17 protein-coding genes and 1 riboswitch are annotated in these 20706 nt (G+C 71.4%); of the genes, 9 read left to right on the top strand and 8 right to left on the bottom strand.

Annotated elements, in window-relative coordinates; translation table 11 throughout:
• Positions 1-25 precede the first annotated feature (25 nt).
• A complete protein-coding gene (locus tag HWX25_RS24295; RefSeq protein WP_175910980.1) occupies positions 26-958 on the bottom strand; it encodes a universal stress protein in 933 nt (310 codons plus the stop codon).
• A gap of 254 nt (positions 959-1212) precedes the next feature.
• On the opposite strand from HWX25_RS24295, the gene HWX25_RS24290 reads away from it, so the two are divergent.
• The 3 genes from HWX25_RS24290 (at position 1213) to HWX25_RS24280 (ending at position 6216) form a co-directional block, all read left to right on the top strand.
• The gene (locus HWX25_RS24290) at positions 1213-3906 is read left to right on the top strand and encodes a LuxR C-terminal-related transcriptional regulator (protein WP_175910978.1); all 2694 of its coding nucleotides are present in this window, start codon (positions 1213-1215) and stop codon (positions 3904-3906) included.
• 249 nt (positions 3907-4155) lie between these two features.
• Positions 4156-5280, top strand: coding sequence for a porin (locus HWX25_RS24285; protein WP_059449705.1), 1125 nt, complete (start codon positions 4156-4158; stop codon positions 5278-5280).
• A 231-nt stretch (positions 5281-5511) separates the two neighbouring features.
• The gene (locus tag HWX25_RS24280) at positions 5512-6216 is read left to right on the top strand and encodes a glutathione S-transferase N-terminal domain-containing protein (protein ID WP_175910977.1); all 705 of its coding nucleotides are present in this window, start codon (positions 5512-5514) and stop codon (positions 6214-6216) included.
• 135 nt (positions 6217-6351) lie between these two features.
• Here HWX25_RS24280 and HWX25_RS24275 read toward each other — a convergent pair whose 3' ends face one another.
• The gene (locus HWX25_RS24275) at positions 6352-6864 is read right to left on the bottom strand and encodes a MarR family transcriptional regulator (protein ID WP_059818240.1); all 513 of its coding nucleotides are present in this window, start codon (positions 6862-6864) and stop codon (positions 6352-6354) included.
• Positions 6865-6996: 132 nt separating this feature from the next.
• Between HWX25_RS24275 and HWX25_RS24270 the strand changes: the two genes are divergently transcribed.
• Positions 6997-8181, top strand: a complete 1185-nt coding sequence (locus HWX25_RS24270; protein WP_175910975.1) for an MFS transporter — start codon at positions 6997-6999, stop codon at positions 8179-8181.
• 36 nt (positions 8182-8217) lie between these two features.
• Here HWX25_RS24270 and cobM read toward each other — a convergent pair whose 3' ends face one another.
• From cobM to cbiE, 4 genes are read right to left on the bottom strand one after another with little or no spacing between them, the layout of a single operon-like run.
• Positions 8218-8946 carry a precorrin-4 C(11)-methyltransferase gene (cobM, locus tag HWX25_RS24265; protein WP_059818239.1) on the bottom strand — a complete coding sequence of 243 codons (729 nt, stop codon included), beginning with the start codon at positions 8944-8946 and terminating at the stop codon, positions 8218-8220.
• A gap of 42 nt (positions 8947-8988) precedes the next feature.
• Positions 8989-9720 (bottom strand): cobalt-precorrin-6A reductase, encoded by a 732-nt coding sequence (locus HWX25_RS24260; protein ID WP_175910973.1) that lies wholly within the window; start codon positions 9718-9720, stop codon positions 8989-8991.
• Positions 9717-10805: a cobalt-precorrin-5B (C(1))-methyltransferase gene (locus HWX25_RS24255; RefSeq protein ID WP_175910971.1), complete on the bottom strand. Its 1089-nt coding sequence runs from the start codon at positions 10803-10805 to the stop codon at positions 9717-9719. Before HWX25_RS24255 ends, HWX25_RS24260 begins: the two co-directional genes overlap by 4 nt.
• Positions 10805-12040, bottom strand: a complete 1236-nt coding sequence (cbiE, locus tag HWX25_RS24250; protein WP_175910969.1) for a precorrin-6y C5,15-methyltransferase (decarboxylating) subunit CbiE — start codon at positions 12038-12040, stop codon at positions 10805-10807. Before cbiE ends, HWX25_RS24255 begins: the two co-directional genes overlap by 1 nt.
• A 203-nt stretch (positions 12041-12243) precedes the next feature.
• Positions 12244-12435: riboswitch (cobalamin riboswitch) on the top strand.
• A gap of 106 nt (positions 12436-12541) precedes the next feature.
• Here cbiE and cobG point away from each other — a divergent pair.
• The 5 genes from cobG (at position 12542) to HWX25_RS24225 (ending at position 18567) form a co-directional block, all read left to right on the top strand.
• Positions 12542-13897, top strand: coding sequence for a precorrin-3B synthase (gene cobG / locus HWX25_RS24245; RefSeq protein ID WP_175911057.1), 1356 nt, complete (start codon positions 12542-12544; stop codon positions 13895-13897).
• A complete protein-coding gene (locus tag HWX25_RS24240; RefSeq protein ID WP_059537435.1) occupies positions 13890-14516 on the top strand; it encodes a precorrin-8X methylmutase in 627 nt (208 codons plus the stop codon). Before cobG ends, HWX25_RS24240 begins: the two co-directional genes overlap by 8 nt.
• Entirely contained in the window at positions 14513-15247 is a 735-nt protein-coding gene (locus HWX25_RS24235) for a precorrin-2 C(20)-methyltransferase (RefSeq protein WP_059502040.1), read from the top strand. The genes HWX25_RS24240 and HWX25_RS24235 overlap by 4 nt, the downstream gene beginning before the upstream one ends.
• Entirely contained in the window at positions 15244-16959 is a 1716-nt protein-coding gene (gene cobJ, locus HWX25_RS24230; RefSeq protein ID WP_175910967.1) for a precorrin-3B C(17)-methyltransferase, read from the top strand. Before HWX25_RS24235 ends, cobJ begins: the two co-directional genes overlap by 4 nt.
• A 252-nt stretch (positions 16960-17211) precedes the next feature.
• Entirely contained in the window at positions 17212-18567 is a 1356-nt protein-coding gene (locus HWX25_RS24225; protein WP_175910965.1) for a chitinase, read from the top strand.
• A gap of 107 nt (positions 18568-18674) precedes the next feature.
• Here the strand turns inward: HWX25_RS24225 and HWX25_RS24220 are convergent, their stop codons facing one another.
• Both HWX25_RS24220 and HWX25_RS24215 read right to left on the bottom strand, forming a co-directional pair.
• Complete coding sequence (locus HWX25_RS24220; RefSeq protein WP_175910963.1) at positions 18675-19418, bottom strand: IclR family transcriptional regulator; 744 nt, start codon at positions 19416-19418, stop codon at positions 18675-18677.
• A gap of 53 nt (positions 19419-19471) precedes the next feature.
• Positions 19472-20638: an acyl-CoA dehydrogenase family protein gene (locus HWX25_RS24215; protein WP_175910961.1), complete on the bottom strand. Its 1167-nt coding sequence runs from the start codon at positions 20636-20638 to the stop codon at positions 19472-19474.
• Between the last annotated feature and the right edge of the window lie 68 nt (positions 20639-20706).

The raw sequence follows: 20706 nt of genomic DNA, 5'->3' as shown, positions 1-20706 counted from the left end.
CCGTAAGTATTCAGTCGGATGCGCGTCACGCATCGTCGGGTTCGTCCGCGCCCGGCGTCGTCGCGGCTGTGCCGCTCGCCGGGGGCGCGTCCAGTTCGTTCCAGTCGGCGTCGCCCAGATAGCGCCGCGCAGCCGGGAAAATCACGCCTTCGATGCGCCCCATCTGCTCGAACGCGCCGCGCGCATAGTCGGCGAGCGCCGCATCGAACGCGGCCGACGGCAATCCGTCGGCGGCGAGCCGCGCCAGCGCGTCGAGCGCGTGCGCATCGCGGCGCCGCTGGCGGTCGAGCTCGTCGAGTTCGGCCGCGGTGCTCTCCGCCCGCATGCGCAATGCCGCGAACAGGCGTGCTTCGGCGGACGCGCCGAAGCGTGCGTTCTGCAGCGCCGCGAGCGATGCCAGCGCGGTCAGCGGGTCGCCCGCGTCGCCGGTCGGCCGCGTTGCCGCGTCCGCGGTGTCACTCGCCATCGTCATCGTCAGCGCCTGCAGCTGCTCGCCGAGCGCGCGATGCGCCGCGAGACAGCGGGCCATCACGCGCGCCTCGGCCGGCGCACGCCGCGCCGGGCACACGAGCACCGGCACGCCGCTCGTCGCCAGCAGCACCCGCCGTTGCGCGGTCGCTGCAGCATCGGCATCGTGCGGCAGCGCCGCGACGGCGATCAGGTCGCAGCCGAGCTCGCCGGCGAGCGTGGCAGGCGACGCGTCGCCGGCCCCCGGATGGCCGGCCCCCGGACGGCCGGCCCCCGCGATCGCATGGGACAGGCCCTGCGCCCGTGCGGCGGCTTCCACTTTCGCACCGTGCTCCGGCATCCGCGCTCCGGATAAACGCGAGTCCGGCGCGGCGGCGGACAGCACGAACGTGACCCGCGCGCCGACCGCACGCGCCAGTTCGAGCGCATGGCCGATCGCATCGATGCCGCCGGGCATGCCGTCGACCGTCACGAGCAGATGGCGATACATCGTGCCGCTCCGCTTATCCGGCGCTCGGTGCGCTGCGTCGCGCGCCGGTCGATACGATGTTCATGGCCCCTCCTCGTTGCATTCGTCGGTTGCGTTCGTCACGCATCGGAACCCATGCTATCGGCCGGGCGGCGGTGCGGCCCCACTCGTCGCGGGGGGGATTGACGCGCGAACGCGGTTCGGTCGATCCTTCCCCCCACGCCCACCCCGGACGCTGGCCCGCACGGCATCGCCGGATTCCGACTCCTGCCCCGATGGCCCACCCACCCGATCGCGCCGACGCGCCCCCCACCGAACTCGTGCTGAAGACGACCGCGCCGCGCGTACCGGCGCAGTTGCTCGCGCGTGCGCGGCTGAGCCTTGCCGCGCCGGCGTTCGACGCGCGGCCCGTCACGCTCGTGCAGGCGCCGGCCGGCTACGGCAAGACCTCGCTGCTCGCGCAATGGCGGCGCGAATCCCTCGCGCTCGGCCGCGCGGTCGTGTGGCTGTCCGCCGACGAGCGCGACGACGCACCGCGCCTGCTGCAGGGGCTCGTGCAGGCGGTGCGCACCGGTTGCGCGCGGCCCGGCTTCGGGCGCCTGATTCCGGACGGCGCGGCCCGCGCGCTGGAAGGACTGACCGCCTGGCTCGCCGAAGTCGCGCAACTGTCGATCGACGCGCTGCTGATCGTCGACGACGCGGAGCGGCTGCCGCCCGCCGGCCTCGACGCGCTGACCTACGTGCTGCACAACGCGCCGCAGAACCTGCGGGTGGTCGTCGCGGCCCGGCGCGGGCTCGATCACGCGGCCGGCGACCTGCTCGCTGGCGGGCAATGCACGCTCGCGGGCCCCGACTGGCTGCGCTTCACGCTCGACGAGACGATCGCGCTGGTCGGCGCGCGCTTTGCGCAGCGGGTCGACGCCGACGCGTGCGCGCGCCTGTTCGAACGCGTCGACGGCTGGCCGCTCGGGCTGCAGCTCGCGATGGCCGCGATGGCGCGCTCGGCCGATCCGCGCCAGGCCGTCGACGCGCTTGCCGCGCGGATGGACGGCACCCGCGACCGGCTCGTCGAGCTGCTGCTCGCAAATTTGTCGTCCGACGACACCGCGTTCCTCACGCGCACGAGCGTCGCCGATCGCCTGCATCCGTCGCTGTGCGCCGCGCTGCTCGACGACGCAAACGCCCCCGACCGGCTCGCGCGGCTCGCGCGCGACACGCCGCTATTCATCGCGTCCGACGATTCCGACTGGTGCCGGCTGCATCCGCTCGTGCGCGATACGTTGCGCGACCGCCTCGCGGTGAGCCCCGACGCCGAGCGCAGCGCGCTGCACGCACGCGCGGCCGCGTGGCTCGACGCGCACGGGATGACGGAGGAAGCCGCGCGCCACGCGTACGCGGCCGGCCAGTTCGACACGGCATACGCGCTCGCGCAGCGCTGCCTCGAGGACGCGATCAAGCAGGGCCGCATCAACGACGTGCTCGACTGGCTCGCGCTGCTGCCCGACGCGGAACTCGACAAGCGCCCGACGCTGCGGATCGCGGTCGCCTGGGCGCTGGCACTCGGCGAGCGCCATGTCGAGGCGCAGCGCCAGATCGCCGGTATCCTGGCCGATGCCGGCACGCCGGCCGCGATGCGCTACGAATGCGCGCTGATCCTCAGCGCGGCGGCCTATTACGCGGATGAAATCGACCGATTCGTCGAGCTGTTCGAACCGTGGGCCGACTTCGCGCCGCCCGCGGCGACGTGGCTCGCGCAGATGCATGCGAACCGCCTATCGGCGCGCGCGATCATCGTCGGCGAACCGGCGCAGGCACGCCGCTTCCAGCAGGCCGCGCCGCGCGGCGAGACGGCGGCCGGATTCGGCTACGTCGCGCGCTGGGGCGAACTGATCACCGGCCTGAGCTACCTGCGCGAAGGCCAGATCCGGCTCGCGGACGACGCGTTGTCGCCGGCACTCGCGCGCGCGGAAGCCGACCTCGGGCGCCGCCATCCGCTGACCTGCATGCTCGCCGCAATGTGCGCGGCGATCGCGTACGAGGCCGATCGCGTCGACCAGGCCGCCGCGCTGCTCGCGAACCGGCTCGACGTGCTCGAGCACGCGGGCACGCCCGACACCGTGTTGCTCGGCTACCGGACGGCCGCGCGCATCGCGCTGCTGCACGGCGTCGAGCACCGCGCGATCGACCTGCTCGAGGCGCTCGACGCGATGGGCGTCGCGCGCCGGCTGCCGCGCCTGTCGGTCGCGAGTCTCGCCGAGCAGGTGCGCATTCACGCGGCCCGCTATCGCGAGGCGACCTGCCATGCGCTCGTGGAACGGATCGATGCGATCGCCGCGGCGGAGTTTCCGTCGCACGGGCCGCTGTGGCGACGCCCCGTCGTGCTGCTGCAGGCGACGGCGCATGCGGGCGCCGCGCTTGCCGCGCGCCGCTGGGACGATGCGTGCGCGGCGCTCGACGAAGCGGCGGTGCTGGCGCGCGAGATGAGCATGGGACGCGAGCGCATCGAGATCATGGCGCTCAGCGCGTTCGCGCTCGAGCAGTCCGGGCAAGGCGGCCGCGCGCTGCTCGACGAGGCGATGAACCTCGCGGACATGTTCGGCCTTACGCGCACGCTCGCCGACGCACATCCGGCCGTCGCCGACTGGGCGCGCCGCATCGGCGACGAAGCGGCCGCGGGCGACGGCCCCGTGCGGCCCGCGCAGCCGCAGCCGCGCATCGTGCCGCCCGCGCCGCGCAGCCCGGCGAGCCCGCGCGCGGTGCCGAGCGTCGTGCTGACGCCCAAGGAACGCGCGATTCTCGAACTGCTCGCGCGCAACCTGTCGAACAAGGAAATCGCGGTGGCGCTCGCCGTCGGCGAGGAAACCGTGAAGTGGCACCTGAAGAACCTGTTCGGCAAGCTCGACGCCAGCTCGCGCAAGCACGCGGTGCGCCGCGCGCTGGTGCTCGGATTGCTCGAAAGCGCGCCTTGAACGCCGCCTGCGCACGTCCGTAGCGGCCTTGCCCGGCCGTTGACGGCCACCTCGTCGCCGGCCGCCCTTCGATTCTCAGCAACCCTGCCCCCCGCGCATGGGGGGGAGCGGCCGCGCGTCGTTGCGTAACCTTTCCGCACGGCTCGCACCGGCGTCGCCTCACGCGCCTTCCCGCCTGCCTCGATGCTTCCCCCGCTCTACCCGCCCGGGCTCGATCCCGTGCGGTCCATTACGATCCTGGAGACTTCGATGAAGACGAAACTGGCCGCGCTCGCGGCGCTTGCCGGCTGTTCGGCGCTCGCGCATGCGCAATCCTCCGTCACGCTGTACGGCGTGGTCGACACGGGCCTGCTGTACCAGAGCACGTCGGCCGCGTCGTTCGGCCCGAAAGCGCCGAACACCGGCAAGGTGTTCCGCATGAAGGACGGCGGCATCTATTCGAGCTTCTGGGGTATCAAGGGCAGCGAGGACCTGGGTGGCGGCTACAAGGTCAACTTCAAGCTGCAGGGTTCGTTCGACAGCGGCACCGGCAAGATGCAGCTGAGCGACACGCCGGGCGCCGTCGCGATCTTCAACCAGGTGGCGTCGCTCGGCGTGTCGGGGCCGTTCGGCACGTTCACGGCCGGCCGCCAGATCGTGCCGATGATCTACGCGATGGCCGACACCGACGTGCGCAACGCGCAGTTCTTCGGCAGCGTGCTGACCGCGTGGCTCGGCCTGAACACCGCGGCCGGCTGGCCGGGAACGAGCACCAACGGCGCGATCGGCGCGCTGTACGACAGCAATGCGCTGGTCTATCAGTCGCCGACGTTCGCGGGCGCGTCGATCGCGCTCGAATACGCACCCGGCGGCGTCGCCGGGCAGTTCCAGGGCGGCACGCGCGAGTCGGTCGTGTTGCGGTACTCGAACTACGGGCTCAATGCGTCGGCGGTCTACTACAACGGTCACGACACGAATCCGGCGCCGGGTGTCGCGCCGACCGGCGTCGACAACAACCGCTTCGTCTACGTCGGCGCGAGATACACGATCCGCGATTTCTCGGTGTCGGCGTCGTACGGCAACGGCCGGAATCCGTCGCATGCGGACAAGGTGAACCTCGACATGCTGTCGGCCGGCGTCGGCTATCGCTTCACGCCCGCGCTGCAGGTCGCCTCTGCCGTGTACTACCTGAAGGACCGCAACCGCGCCGAGAACCGGTCGACGGCCGTCGTGCTCACGGCCGACTACAGCCTGTCGAAGCGGACGATGGTGTATGCGCAGGTCGGTCACGTGAACAACCGCGGCACGATGAACCAGATGCTCGTGTACGGGCAGCCGGTCGCGCCCGGGGTCGGCACGACCGCCGCGATGCTCGGGCTGCGGCACAACTTCTGACGAAGCGGCGACGCGACGACGCAACGACGCGATGGGCGTGCGGCGGCGCGCGGGCACGGCGCGCGGCCGCCGTCTGCAACGATCGCGGGGATCGGCTACAGTGGGCGTTTTCGGCGCGCCCCGCCCGTCTGTCGAAGTGTTCGTCCCGTTCCTGCCGCGATGTCAGGGGCGCTCAGCGATGCGCGGCAGGACGGCGGAGCGCGGATCCTCCACGTTGACGAGCGAACCTCCATGCCCGATCTGTCCGCCTTCCCGATCACGAAGAAATGGCCTGCCCAGCATCCCGACCGTCTGCAGCTGTACTCGCTGCCGACGCCGAACGGCGTCAAGGTGTCGATCATGCTCGAGGAGACCGGCTTGCCGTACGAGCCGCACCTTGTGCGCTTCGACACCGACGACCAGTTGTCGCCCGAATTCCTGTCGCTGAACCCGAACAACAAGATCCCGGCGATCATCGATCCGAACGGCCCGGACGGCCGGCCGCTGCCGCTGTTCGAATCCGGCGCGATCCTGATCTATCTCGCGGACAAGACGGGCCAGCTGATCCCGAAGGATCCCGCGGGCCGCTACGATACGATCCAGTGGGTGATGTTCCAGATGGGCGGCATCGGCCCGATGTTCGGGCAGGTCGGTTTCTTCCACAAGTTCGCGGGCCGCGATTACGAAGACAAGCGGCCGCGCGACCGCTACGTCGCCGAATCGAAGCGTCTGCTCGCCGTGCTCGACGCGCATCTCGCGAACCGCAAGTGGATCATGGGCGATACGTACACGATCGCCGACATCGCGATCTTCCCGTGGGTGCGTAACCTCGTCGGTTTCTACGAAGCGGGCGACCTGGTCGGCTTCGGCGAATTCAAGCATGTCGCGCGGGCGCTCGATGCGTTTGTCGCGCGTTCGGCCGTCGCGCGCGGGCTCAACATCCCCGCACGCGGCTGAGCCGCGCAGCGGGCGCACCTCGCGGCCCGCTCTCTTCCTGGCCCGCCGCATCGCGCGGCGGGCGATTCTCCCGCTTCCTTCGGGCGTTTTCGTTTCCCGCTCGCTGCGTTCATTCGACGTGACGAATCGGCGGCGCTATTTTTCGGCGGACGTCGACGCCGCTTCCCCCAGTCCCGCCAGCAGCTTTGCCAGCAGCGCTGAAAGCTGCGCCTGCTCCGCCTCCGACAGCGCGGCCAGCATCGCGCGCTGATTGTCGACGTGCGCGACCACCGCATCGTCGATCAGTGCGCGGCCGGCGTCGGTCAGTGCGACGAGCGTGCCGCGGCCGTCGGCCGGGTTCGGCCGACGCTCGACCCATCCGGCCTTCTGCAGCCGGTCGATGCGCGCGGTCATCCCGCCCGACGACATCATCAGCGCGTCGTACAGCGCGGTCGGCGTCAGCGCGAACGGCGCGCCGCTGCGCCGCAGCGTCGCCAGCACGTCGAATTCGCCCGGCTGCATCCCGTAGCGCGCGAACAACGGATTGAGACCGTCGCGTGCGATCACCAGTGCGGCCTCCTGCAGCCGTCCCATCACGAGCATCGACGACGCGTCCAGATCCGGGCGCTCGACGCGCCATTGCGCGAGCGCATGCGCGGCTCGATCCATTAACCCTCCTCGGCTCACCAGTTATCTTGACGTCGAGATAAATCGACATTTATCTTGATGTCGAGACACTTTACATGAAAACGCGCGGCCCTCCTGACGGAGGTGTCGCGCACCGACACCGAGGGCCGTTCCATGAATCGCTTCACTTCTCCCGGATGGCGGCTTGCCGCCATCGTGCTGGTCGGACTGAACCTGCGGCCGGCGCTGGCCGCGATCGGTCCGCTGCTCGACATGATCCAGCGCGCGACCGGCATCGGCGACGGCGCGGCGAGCCTGCTGACCACGATCCCGATCCTGCTGATGGGCCTGGGCGCGTTGAGCGCGCGGCGGCTGCAGCGCGTGACGGGAATCGTGGGCGGCGTATGGCTGGGCGTCGCGCTGATCGGCTTCGCCTGCGCGTCGCGCATCGGCGCGCAGCACGCGTGGCTGCTGCTCGCGAGCGCATGCTGCGCGGGCCTCGGGATCGCGATGGTGCAGGCGTTGCTGCCGGGATTCGTGAAGGCGCATTTCGCGACGCGGATCGGCGGCGCAATGGGCGTCTATTCGACGTCGATCATGGGCGGTGCGGTGCTCGCGAGCGTCGTCGCGCCATTCGCCGCGGCCCGCTGGGGCTGGCTGGTCGCGCTCGCGGGCTGGGCGCTGCCGGCCGCGCTCGCAGCGCTCGCGTGGCCGCTGGCCAGCCGGGGCGGCGACGCGTGGGTGTCCGGGCCGACGTCGGCGTCGATGGTGCAGGCGCGCCCGTCGCGCTCGCCGCGCGCGTGGCGGCTCGCGCTGTTCTTCGGGATCGCGACGGGCGCCTATACCCTCGTGCTGGCATGGCTGCCGCCGTACTACATGCGGCTCGGCTGGTCGCCGACCGCGGCCGGCAGCCTGCTCGGCGGCGTGACGCTCGCCGAAGTCGTCGCGGGGCTCGCGGTCTCGGCGACGATCGACCGCCTGCCCGATCGCCGGCCCGCGCTGCACGCGGCGATCGCGTCGCTGCTCGCGGGGCTGCTGGTGATGCTGGCCGCGCCGCAGGCACTTGCGTTGCCGGCTGCCCTGCTGATGGGTGCCGGTATCGGCGCGCTGTTTCCGTTGTCGCTGATCGTCACGGTCGATCATGCGGCGACACCGGCCGACGCGGCGTCGTTGATGGGGTTCGTGCAGGGCGTCGGCTATCTGATCGCCGGGCTGTTTCCGTTCGCGGCGGGCATCGTGCGCCAGCATCTCGCGGATCTGTCGCCCGCGTGGGTCGCGATGGCTTGCCTGTGCGTCGTGCTGTTCGCGCTGGCGACGGGGTTCGCGCCGCGGTTTGCGCGGCGCGTTGCGCGGGCGTAGCGCGAGCGCAGTGCCTCGCGTTCCCTGCACGCGCAATCAACTGCCGCTCGCATACAGCGTCGAATCCGCGAACCCTTCCGCATCGAGCACGCGCCCGATCAGGATCAGCGCGGTGCGCTCGATCCGCGTGTCCTGCACCTTGCCGACGATGTCGGCCAGCGTGCCGGTCACGCGTTCCTCGTCGGGCCAGCTCGCACGGTAGATCACCGCGACCGGGCAGGCGGGCCCGTAATGCGGCAGCACTTCGTCGACGATCCGCGCGAGATGCCGCACGCCGAGATGGATCGCGAGCGTCGCGCGATGCGCGGCGAGCGCGCCGAGCGCTTCGCCTTCCGGCATCGTCGTCTTGCCCGCAAAGCGCGTGAGGATCACCGTCTGCGCGACACCGGGCAGCGTCAGCTCGACGCCGAGCGTCGCCGCGCACGCGGCCGTGGCCGTCACGCCGGGCACGATTTCATACGGAATCCCGAGGGCTTTCAGCCGGCGGATCTGTTCGCCGATCGCGCCATACAGCGACGGATCGCCCGAATGCACGCGCGCGACGTCCTGGCCTTTCGCATGCGCGGCGGCGAGCAGCGCGACGATCGCATCGAGGTCGAGCTCGGCCGTATTGACGACCTGCTCCGCGCGATGGCCGTCGAGCACGGCCGGCGGCACGAGCGAGCCTGCGTACAGAATCACCGGGCACGTGCGCACGAGACGCTGGCCCTTCACCGTGATCAGCTCCGGGTCGCCGGGACCCGCGCCGATGAAATACACCGTCATCGAAAAATCTCCGTCAATTCATGGGGCAGCCGGCGCGCGGCGTCACGCGCGCGCGCTCGGGTCGAGCGCATCGAGCAGCGCGGCGGCCGAGTCGAACGTGCGATCGGCGTCGGGCTGCGCCGGCCGGCGCAGCATCACGACCGGCAGCCTGTGTTCGCGCGCGACGTCGAGCTTGGCCTCGGTCGCGGCGCCGCCGCTGTTCTTGCTGACGACGACGTCGATGCCCGCGAGTGCGAACAGCGCGCGCTCGCCGTCGAGCGTAAACGGCCCGCGCGCGGCGAGGACCTGTGCGCGCGCGTTGCCGGGATGCGCATCGAGGCAGCGCACCAGCCAGAACTGGTGCGGCGGAATCTCGTCGAGATGCGCGAGCGGTTCGCGGCCGAGCGTGAACAGCGGCCGCCGGAACGGCGCGAGCGCGGCCTCGATGCCGGCCCAGTCGTCGACCATCCGCCAGTCGTCGCCGGGTTGCGGCGCCCACGGCGCGCGGCGCAGCGCCCACAGCGGCACGCCGGCGTCGCGCGCGGCCGCCGCCGCGTTCGCGCTGATTCGCGCGGCATACGGATGCGTCGCGTCGATCACGAGGCCGATGCCGGCGCCACGCAGGTACGCGGCGAGTCCCGCCGCTCCGCCGAAGCCGCCGACGCGCACTTCGCAGCGCAAGTCCTCGGGCACCTTGCCGAGGCCCGCGAGGCTGTAGACGTGTTGCGGGCCGAGTGCGCGCGCGATCTTCAGCGCGTCGCCGGTGCCGCCGAGCAGCAGGATGCGCGTGCTCATCGTGCGCTCCCGACGAAGCGGCCCTGCCGGTCGATCGCGAACATTTCGATCGCGACCGATGGGGGCACGATGTCGCGCGCGACCCGCAGCGCATGCGCGCAGACGATGTCGCCGAGCGGCACGCCGTCGGCCTGCGCGAGCTTGAGCGCTTCCTGGCTGGTGTTCGCCGCGCGCATCGCGGCCTGCAGCGCCGCGTTCGCGCCCGCCTCGGCCGCCCACTGCGCAAGCAGCGGCAGGTCGATGCTCGAATGGCGGCTGTGCAGGTCGAGATGGCCCGCCGCGAGCTTGCTGAGCTTGCCGAAGCCGCCGCACATCGACAGGCGCGCGACCGGCGCGCGGCGCAGGTGCTTGAGCACCGCGCCGGCGAAATCGCCCATTTCGATCAGCGCCATGTCGGGCAGGCCGTAGTGCGCGCGCATCGCATCCTCGCTCGCGTTGCCGGTACACGCGGCGATGTGCGCGATCCCGTTCGCGCGGGCGACGTCGATACCCTGGTGGATCGACGCGATGTACGCCGAGCACGAGAACGGCCGCACGATGCCGGTCGTGCCGAGGATCGACAATCCGCCGACGATGCCCAGCCGCGGGTTCATCGTCTTCAGCGCGAGCACCTCGCCGCCCTCGACGCCGATCGTCACGTCGAAGCCGCCTGCGTAGCCGAATTCGGCCGCGAGCGCGTCGAGGTGCGTGGTCATCATCTGGCGCGGCACCGGATTGATCGCCGGTTCGCCGACGGGCAGCGTGAGTCCGGCGCGCGTGACGGTGCCGACACCCGGCCCCGCGTGAAAGCGCACGCCGGGCGCCGCCGCGAGCGCGACGCGCGCGAAGACCAGCGCGCCGTGCGTGACGTCCGGATCGTCGCCGGCATCCTTGATCGTGCCGGCTTCCGCGCCGTCGGCCGTCGTCCGGCAGAACGCCAGCCGCATCATCACGTGCTGCCCCTTCGGCAGCACGATCTCGACGGCGTCGACCGCGTGCCCCGCCAGCAGCAGGCGCGCGGCGGCGAGCGACGTCGCGGTCGCGCAGCTGCCGGTCGTGTAGCCGAAGCGCAGCGGCGCCGGTTGTTCGGGGGTTTCGTCGCGCATCACGCGGGGTCCGTGAGGTCCGTTGCCATGGCATCAGGTTTGCGCACGTCGTACAGCGTGACGGGCAACGGCTGCCGCCACGTATCGAAGCGGCCGAGCGGCTCGGCGTGCGCGAGCGACACGCGCGTGAGCGTGCCGCCGTGCATCTCGCGCCACGCGGCGAGCGCGAGCTCGCCCTGCAGCGTGACCGCATTCGCGACGAGCCGGCCGCCGGGCTTCAGCGCCGACCAGCACGCGTCGAGCACGCCAGGCGCGGTCGCGCCGCCGCCGATGAAGATCGCGTCGGGCGCAGCGAGGCCCGCGAGCGCAGCGGGCGCGCGCCCCGCGACGAGTTGCAGCCCCGGCACGCCGAGCGTGTCGCGGTTGTGCTCGATGAAGCGCTGGCGCTCCGCATGCGACTCGATCGCGATCGCCTGGCACGACGGATGCGCGCGCATCCATTCGATGCCGATCGAGCCGCTGCCCGCGCCGACGTCCCACAGCAATTCGCCGGGTGCGGGCGCGAGGCGTCCGAGCGTCAGCGCGCGCATGTCGCGCTTGGTGAGCTGGCCGTCGTGGCGGTACGCGTCGTCGGGCAGGCCGGGCGTGAGTGCGCGGCGCGGCGCATCGGGGCCGGCCTGGCAGTCGAGCGCGACAAGATTGAGCGCGGCGGTTTCGTCGATGTTCCAGTCTTGCGCGAGACCGTCGATGCGCCGTTCGAGCGGCCCGCCGAGATGTTCGAACACGCTGATGCGCGTCGGGCCGAAGCCGCGCGCGGCGAGTTCGGCGGCGACCGTGGCCGGCGTGCGGCCGTCGGCGCTCAGCACGAACAGGCGCCGGCCCGGCAGCAGATGGCGCGCGAGCGTCGCGAGCGGCCGGCCGACGAGCGACACCGCGCCGACGTCCTGCAATGCCCAGCCGAGCCGCGCGGCCGCCAGCGACAGCGACGACGGCGCGGGCAGCACGCGCCATTCGTCGGGGGATAGTTCGCGCGCGAGCGTCGCGCCGACGCCGAACAGCATCGGGTCGCCGCTCGCCAGCACGCAGACGGGCGAACCGCGTCGCGCGAGCAGGCCCGACAGGTCGAATGGCGACGGCCACGCGGCGCGCTCGGCCCGCAGCCGCGCGGGCAGCATGTCGAGGTGCCGCTTCGCGCCGACGACCCGCGACGCCTCGAGCAGCGCGCGCCGTGCGCTGCGCCCGAGCCCCGCGTAGCCGTCGTCGCCGATGCCCACTACCGTCAGCCACGCCGTCATGCACCCTTCCCCATCGTCCGGTTCCATCGAGTCGCCGCACGGCGCCGGTATGGCGCCGGTGCGGCCGTCCGCATTGCGAAAGTCGGCATGGTACCGTGTTCCACCGCGCGTTTCATCTGCCGGCCCGCCGACGCCGGGCCGCATTTCGCTTCGGCCACGATGCCCGCTCGGCGGTCGCGAAGCGCGGGGGAAATCGGGTATGCTACGGCCGTTCGTTCGCCGGTGCCCTTCGGGGCCGAAGAGGGAACACAGGGCGCGCACCGCGCCGCTGTGGCTGCCCCCGCAACTGTAGACAGCGAGCCGATCTCCCCCTCGTGCCACTGGTTTCACCGGGAAGGCCGGGAGCCGGCGCCGACCTGTCAGCCAGGAGACCTGCCGGCATGAAAGTGCGTGCGTGCCAGTCGGCGTCGGGCGGGGTGTACCGATGCGTTGGCCGCGGCGCGACACTGTCCCGGTATCCCGTTGAGTTCCGCCCCCGATTCCATTCCTGCATCGCCCGTCGTGCGCCCGTCGGCTTGCCCGGGGCTCGTGCGCGTCGTCGCGGCCGCCGACGGCGGGCTGTGCCGGATCAAGCTGCCGGGTGGCCGGCTCGACGCGCGGCAGGCGCGTGCGATCGCCGCAGCCGCGCGCGCTTACGGCTCCGGCGCGATCGACGCGACCAATCGCGCGAATCTCCAGTTGCGCGGCATCCGCGACGGCGCGGCCGATACGCTGGCCGACGCGTTGCTCGATGCCGGCCTGGGCCCGCGCGCCGGCGATGCCGCCGACGACCGGGCCGCGCTCGCCGCGAGCGACGACGTCCGCAACCTGATGCTCAGCCCGCTCGCGGGGCGCGATCCCGACGCACTGCTCGACAGCCGCGCGCTCGCGCTGCCGTTGCTCGACATGCTGACGCACGAGCCGCGTCGTGGCGAGGTGTCGCCGAAATTCTCGATCCAGCTCGACGGCGGCGAATCGGTCGCGGCGCTCGATCATCCGCACGACATCTGGCTCGCCGCGTGGCGTCGCGGCGACGGCGCGGTCCGCATCGCCGCAGGCCTGGCCGGCTGCCCGCCGGTCGCGCCCGGTGATCCGCCCGCCTGGTTCGACGTCGCGCGGGACCAGACCGTCGCGCTCGTTCGCGCACTGCTGCTCGCGTTCCTCGATCTCGCGCCGGCCGACATCACGCGGATGCGCGCGCTGCTCGCGACGGGCGGCGCATGCGCGTTGCGCGAGCGCGCGCGGCATTACGCGCCCTTCCCGCTCGAAGCCGATCCGGCACTGGCCGGCTGGCGGCGCAAGCACGCGGACGCCGCGCTGCGTTTCGGTGCACGGCCGTCGCGCGATGCGGATCGCTGCAGCGTCGGCGCGCAGTTCGTGCTCGGCCGGCTCGACGCGTCGCAATTGGAACGGCTGGCGGCACTCGCCGAAACCGAAGGCGACGGCACGCTGTCGATGACCCCGTGGCAAGGCGTGTTCGTGCACGGTGTGCGGCACGAACGTGCGCCGGCCGTGCTCGACGCGCTCGCGTCGCTTGGCCTCGTGTGCACGATGGCCGACCCGCTGGCGGCGCTGGTCGCGTGCACCGGCAGCGCGGGCTGCGCGAAGTCGCGCGCCGATACGAAACACGATGCGCTCGCGCTGGCCGCGCGCGTCGGCCATCCGGTCGACGTGCACCTGACCGGCTGCGAGCGTCACTGCGCGCTGCCGCACCCCGCGACGTCCACCCTCGTCGCGGTCGCGCCCGGCCGCTACGACCTTTACCGGCGCGACGCCGCCGCGGGCCTCGGCGCCCCGCTCGCGCGCCATCTGACGATTGACCAGGCCGCGGACCGACTGACGGACGCGCGGCACAGCCAGGACACCACCGATGCTTGACTACATTCGCGACGGGCAGGAAATCTACCGCCAGTCGTTCGCGACGATCCGCGCCGAGGCCGACCTGTCGCAGGTTCCGCCCGATCTCGAGAAGCTCGCGGTGCGCGTGATCCACGCGTGCGGGATGGTCGATGTCGCCTACGACCTGCGCTTCTCGGCCGGCGCCGGCACGGCGGGCCGCGCGGCGCTCGCGGCCGGCGCGCCGATCCTGTGCGACGCGCGGATGGTCGCCGAGGGCATCACGCGCGCGCGGCTGCCGGCCGGCAATCGCGTGATCTGCACGCTCGGCGAACCGGAAGTACCCGACCTGGCGCGGCATCTCGGCAACACGCGCTCGGCCGCGGCGCTCGAACTGTGGCGCCCGCATCTGGCCGGCAGCGTCGTCGTGATCGGCAATGCGCCGACCGCGCTGTTCCACCTGCTCGACATGATCGACGCCGGCGCGCCGCGCCCCGCCTTGATCCTCGGCTTTCCGGTCGGCTTCATCGGCGCGGCCGAATCCAAGGCGGCGCTCGACGCCGACAGCCGCGGCGTGCCGTACGTCGCGCTGCTCGGCCGGCGCGGCGGCAGCGCGATGGCCGCGGCCGCCGTCAACGCACTCGCGACGGAGGCAGAATGACGGCCCCGCGCGGACGCCTGTTCGGGGTCGGCGTCGGCCCCGGCGACCCTGAACTGATGACGATCAAGGCGCTGCGCGTGCTGCAGGCCGCGCCGGTGGTCGCGTATTTCGTCGCGAAGGGCAAGAAGGGCAATGCCTACGGGATCGTCGAGGCGCATCTGCTCGATGCGCAGACGCAATTGCCGCTCGTCTATCCGGTGACGACCGAGGCGCTGCCGCCGCCGCTCTGCTACGAGACCGTGATCGCCGATTTCTACGACACGGCCGCCGAGATCGTCGCGTCGCATCTCGACGCCGGGCGCGACGTCGCGGTGATCTGCGAAGGCGATCCGTTTTTCTACGGGTCGTACATGTACCTGCACGATCGCCTGGCGCCGCGCTACGACACCGAAGTGATCCCGGGCGTGTGCGCGATGCTCGGCGGCACGGCCGTGCTCGGCCAGCCGCTCGTCTATCGCAACCAGAGCCTGTCGGTGCTGTCCGGCGTGCTGCCGGAGGACGAATTGCGCACGCGGCTCGCGCAGGCCGACGCGGCCGTCGTGATGAAGCTTGGCCGCAACTTCGACAAGGTGCGGCGCGTACTCGACGAACTGGGGCTCGCGAAGCGCGCGCTGTACGTCGAGCGCGCGACGATGGCGGCGCAGCGCATCGTGCCGCTCGACGAAGTCGATCCGATGGCGTCGCCGTACTTCTCGCTGCTCGTCGTGCCGGGGGAAAAATGGCAAGGATGACGACTCCGCCCGCGATCGTGATTCTCGGCGCGGGCGCACTCGATACCGCGCGGCGTATCCAGGCGCGTTATCCGGGCGCCGTCGTGCACGGGCTCGCGTCGCGCGTCGAGGCCGACGTGCCGTTCGACGAGCTCGGCGCGCACCTGCGCGAGCTTTACGCGCGCGGCCTGCCGATCGTCGCGCTGTGCGCGGCCGGCATCGTGATCCGTTGCGTCGCGCCGGCGCTCGCCGACAAGGGGGGCGAGCCGCCGGTGCTCGCGGTCGCGGAAGACGGTTCGGCCGTCGTGCCGCTGCTCGGCGGGCTGACGGGCGTCAACCTGATCGCGCGCGAAATCGCCGAATGCCTCGGCGTCGCGCCCGCGATCACGACCAGCGGCGAGCTGCGCTTCGGCGCGTGCGTGCTCAACCCGCCCGACGGCTATGCGCTCGCCGATCTCCAGCAAGGCAAGCGTTTCGTGTCCGACCTGCTCGCGGGTGCGGCCACGCGCGTCGACGGCGCGGCGCCGTGGCTCGCCGACGTCGCGCTGCCGCGCGACGATGCGGCCGCGCATGCGATCCGCGTGACGCCCGATGCGTGGCGCGGCGCGCGCGACGAACTCGTGATCCATCCGCGCAGCGTGGTGGTCGCCATCGAGGCCCGCGGCGTACGGGCCGATGCGTCGCCATCGCTTGCCGAGCGCATCGACGCGCTGCTCGATACGCACGGTCTCGCGCGGCTGGCGCTCGCCGCACTCGTCGCGCCGGCGTCGTTGCTCGGCGATGCGCGGGTCGAAGCGGCGGCACGGACGCTGGGCGTGCCGCTGCGCTTCGCCGATGTCGATCGCGACGAAGATGCAGATGCGGCTGCCCTGCTGGGTTCGACGTTGCGCATGGCGCACACACTGCGCGCAACGTCCGACGGCCTCGCGTGCGCGGTCGCGACGCAACCCGTCGATCCCGCGACGCTCGGCCGTGCACGCGGCCGCCTGACGGTGCTCGGCCTCGGCCCGGGCGATGCGGCATGGCTCACGCCCGCCGCGCGCACCGCGCTCGCGCAAGCCACCGACATCCTCGGCTATACGACCTACGTGACGATGGCCGGCCCGTTCCGCGCGGACCAGCGTGTCCACGGCACCGATAATCGCGAGGAAATGCAGCGCGCGCGCCACGCGTTCGAACTGGCGGCCGAAGGCCGGCGCGTCGCGGTCGTCTCGTCGGGTGATCCGGGCGTGTTCGCGATGGCCGCGGCCGTGCTCGAAGCGCTCGACGAAGCGCGCGATCCGCGATGGGCCGCGGTCGAACTGCGCGTCGAACCCGGCGTATCGGCATCGCTCGCGACCGCCGCGCAGGCCGGTGCGCCGCTCGGCCACGATTTTTGCGCGATCTCGCTGTCGGACAACCTGAAGCCGTGGGACGTGATCGAGACGCGCCTGCGGCACGCGGCGCAAGCCGATCTCGTGATGGCGTTCTACAACCCGATCTCGCGTGCCCGGCCGTGGCAGCTCGACCGCGCGCTCGATGCGGTGCGTGCGCATCGTGCGGCCGATACGGTCGTCGTGCTCGGCCGCGATATCGGCCGACCCGGCGCGACGCTCACGACGACGACGCTCGGCGCGTTGCGCAGCGATCAGGTGGACATGCGCACGATGGTGATCGTCGGTTCGTCGACGACGCGGCGTTTTGCGATCGGCGACGGGCGTGAGTGGGTCTACACGCCGCGCTGGTATCGTTGAACGTCGCTGCGCCACGCGCGGCTGACCGTCCGATCGATATCGGTCGGAAAAATCGCCCGCTTCGCGTTTCGATAGGCGATCGAATCGGCAAGATCGTTACGTATCGGGAATCGAATAACGAAAAGAACACCTAAGTATTCACGATTCGGTGCGAATCCTCCAAGATGAGCACGCCGCCGGCCGGGCATACCCAATCGCCCGCCCGGCGGCGATACGCGGGCCAGCGTATCCCTCTTCCACTTGGAGAACACAATGAACAACAACGTGTTGCCGCGATTCAACCCGCGCGCGCTCGCCGCGGGCTGCCTGCTCGCCGTGGCGAGCGTGTCCCACGGCGCCGGCGTCTATGCGCCCTTCGTCGACGTGACGCTCTACCCGACGCCGCTCGTCGACCGGATCGGCGTCCAGCAAGGCATCCAGCAGTTCACGCTCGCGTTCGTGGTCGCGGGCAGCGGCTGCGCGCCGTCCTGGGGCGGCGTGCAGCCGATCGGCAACGGCGCGAGCGGCGACCTGCTCGCGTCGCTGTCGACGTCGATCGCGAGCTATCGCGCGAAAGGCGGTGAGATTGCCGTCTCGTTCGGCGGCGCGAACGGCACGCCGTTGATGCAGGCATGCTCGAGCGTGCCCGCGCTGAAGACGGCCTATCAGACCGTGATCGACACCTACGGCCTCACGCACGTCGACTTCGACATCGAGGGCGCATCGCAGCAGGACAGCGCCGCCGTCGCCCGCAACTTCCAGGCCGTCGCGCAACTGCAGTCCGACTACGCGGCGAAAGGCAAGCCGCTGCACGTCACGCTGACGCTGCCGACGATGCCGACCGGGCTCACGCAGGATGGCGTGAATGTCGTCACCGCGGCAATCGCGAACAAGGTTGCGTTCGACGCGGTGAACCTGATGACGATGGACTACGGCCCCGCGAACATCGACATGGGCGCGGCCGCGATCAGCGCCGCGCAGGCGCTTTATTCGCAGCTCGATACGGCGTTCAAGTCGGCGGGCCAGCCGAAAACGGGCGCGCAGCTGTGGCAGATGGTGGGCGTCACGCCGATGATCGGGATGAACGACGTGCAGGGCGAAACCTTCACGCTCGCGAATGCGCAGAGCGTGTTGAATGCGGCGATCGGCAACGGCTACGGTTTCTTCGGCAACTGGTCGGTCGGCCGCGATCAGCCTTGCCCAAACAACGGCGCATATGTGGCGCCGACCTGCTCGGGTATCGCGCAGCAGCCATATGCGTTCGCATCGATCTTCCGCAAACTCGACGGCAAGTGGGGCACGGGCGTCACGCAGGATCCGAACTACGGCGGCGGCTCGAACGGCGGAACGCCGCAACCCGGCGCGCCCTGGTCGGCCGGCCAGGTCTATACGGCCGGCGCGACCGTGACCTACCAGGGCACGACGTACCAGGCGCAATGGTGGACACAGGGCGACGTGCCCGGCCAGGCTGCGGTATGGAAGCCGGTCGGCGGCGGCACGCCCGTGTGGTCGGCAACGACCGCGTACCAGGGCGGCACGTGCGTCATGTACCAGGGCGCGAAATACTGCGCGAAATGGTGGACGCAGGGCGACAACCCGAGCGCAGGCGGCGTGTGGGTGAAGTCGTGACGGCGCGACACACCGGCGCGTGACGCGCCACGGCCGTTCCCGGATGCCGCCCGGCATCGCGGCGAACGGCCGCCGAAGCAGCCCTCCGCCGTGCTTCGCGCTGCTTGCTAGCCGCGCCCCTGCTCGGCCAGCAGCCGCGACTTGGCGTCGACCAGCAGCGCCGCATGCGTGTCGCGATGCTGGCGGATCCGCTCGGTCGGCCCGACGATCGACAGCCCGTACCAGTCGCCGTCGAGCGTCAGCGCGACCGCGATCGCCGACAGCTCGGGCGCGCTCTCGCCGAGGTTCTCGGCCCAGCCGAGTTCGTGAAACCGCGCGGTTTGCGCGACGAGCGCCGGCAGGTCGGCCACCGTCGCATCGGTGAAGCGTTCGAACGACAACTGCGCGCCGAGCGCCTGCTGCGCGTCGCTCGCGAGCGACGCGAAGATCGCCTTGCCGATCGAGTTCGCATGCAGCGGCCGCAGCTTGCCCGGCTGTCGCGTGTAGCGGATCGCCTGCTCGGATTCGACGACGTCGAGATACGTGACCGACGCGCCCTGGATCTTGCCGAGCACGGCCGTCTCGTGGCTCGCGTCGCGCAGCGCGACGAGATGCGGATGCACGATGTCGACGACGGGATCGGTCGCGTCGATCGCGGCGGCGATCGTCTGCAGGCGCCGCGTGGGATAGTAGCCGCCGCGCTTGCGCACCTCGTACAGATAGCCGCGGCTCACGAGCGTGCGCGCCATCGCCAGGCAGCTCGACGCGGGCACGTTGAGCAGGCGCGCGAGTTCGGTGAGCGGCAGCGGCCGCCGTTCGGCGGCGAACAGCTCGAACAGGTCGAGCGTGCGGGCAACGAGTTTGACGTCCATGACGAGCGCTTGATTCGGAACGGGAAACCGCGCGCCGGGCGGGCCGCCGCGCGTCAGTACGACTTCGGCAGCCCGAGCACCTTCTCCGCGATGTAGCACAGGATCAGTTGCGGACTCACGGGCGCGAGCCTCGGAATCATACACTCGCGCAGATAGCGCTCGACGTGGTATTCCTTCGCATAGCCCATCCCGCCGTGCGTCGCGATCGCCGTCTGGCACGCCTGGAACGCGGCTTCCGCGCCGAGGTACTTCGCGGCGTTCGCCTCCGCGCCGCACGGCTGCCCCGCGTCGTAGCGCGTCGCGGCCTTCATCACCATCAGCCACGCGGCTTCGAGCTGCATCCAGGCCTGCGCGAGCGGATGCTGGATCGACTGGTTCTGCCCGATCGGCCGGCCGAATACGACGCGTTCGCACGCATACTGCGTCGCGCGGCGCAGCGCGGCCTGCCCGAGGCCGATCGCCTCGGCGGCGATCAGGATCCGTTCGGGGTTCAGCCCGTGCAGCAGGTAGCGGAAGCCGTCGCCCTCGTTGCCGATCAGGTCGTCGCGCGGCACGCGCAGGTCGTCGATGAACAGCATGTTCGAATCGACGGCCTTGCGGCCCATTTTCTCGATCTCGCGCACCTCGACGCGCGAACGGTCGAGGTCGGTGTAGAACAGGCTCAAGCCATCGGTCGGCTTCGCGATCTGGTCGAGCGGCGTCGTGCGCGCGATGATCAGCATCTTGTTCGCGACCTGCGCGGTCGAGATCCAGATCTTGCGGCCGCTCAGCACGTAGTGGTCGCCGTCGCGACGCGCCTGCGTGGCGAGGTGCGTCGTGTCGAGGCCGGCATCGGGCTCGGTCACCGCGAAGCAGGCCTTGTCGCGGCCGGCGATCAGCGGCGGCAGGAAGCGCGCCTTCTGCGCGTCGTTGCCGAACACCTGCACCGGGTTCAGCCCGAAGATGTTCATGTGGACGGCCGATGCGCCCGACAGGCCGGCGCCCGACGCGCTGATCGTGCGCATCATCAGCGCGGCCTCGGTCATCCCGAGCCCGGCGCCGCCGTGGGCCGGGTCCATCGCGATGCCGAGCCAGCCGGCCTCGGCGAGCGCCGCGTGAAAGTCGGACGGAAACCCGCCCGCGCGATCGCGTTCGAGCCAGTAGTCGTCGCCGAAGCGTTCGCAGATTTTCTCGATCGCGCTTTCGATCGCGCGCTGATCGTCGGTCAGGTCGAACTGCATGGATTGCCCTCCAGGAAAACGTGAACGGCCGCGCCGATCCATGCGGGCATGAGGTGTCTCCTCTTGCA

The sequence above is a fragment of the Burkholderia sp. BCC1640 genome (genome assembly GCF_902833125.1).
GTDB classification, from domain to species: Bacteria; Pseudomonadota; Gammaproteobacteria; order Burkholderiales; family Burkholderiaceae; genus Burkholderia; species Burkholderia diffusa.
The sequence above is the reverse complement of the archived record's forward strand: the minus strand, read 5'-3'. Positions and strand labels throughout refer to the sequence as shown.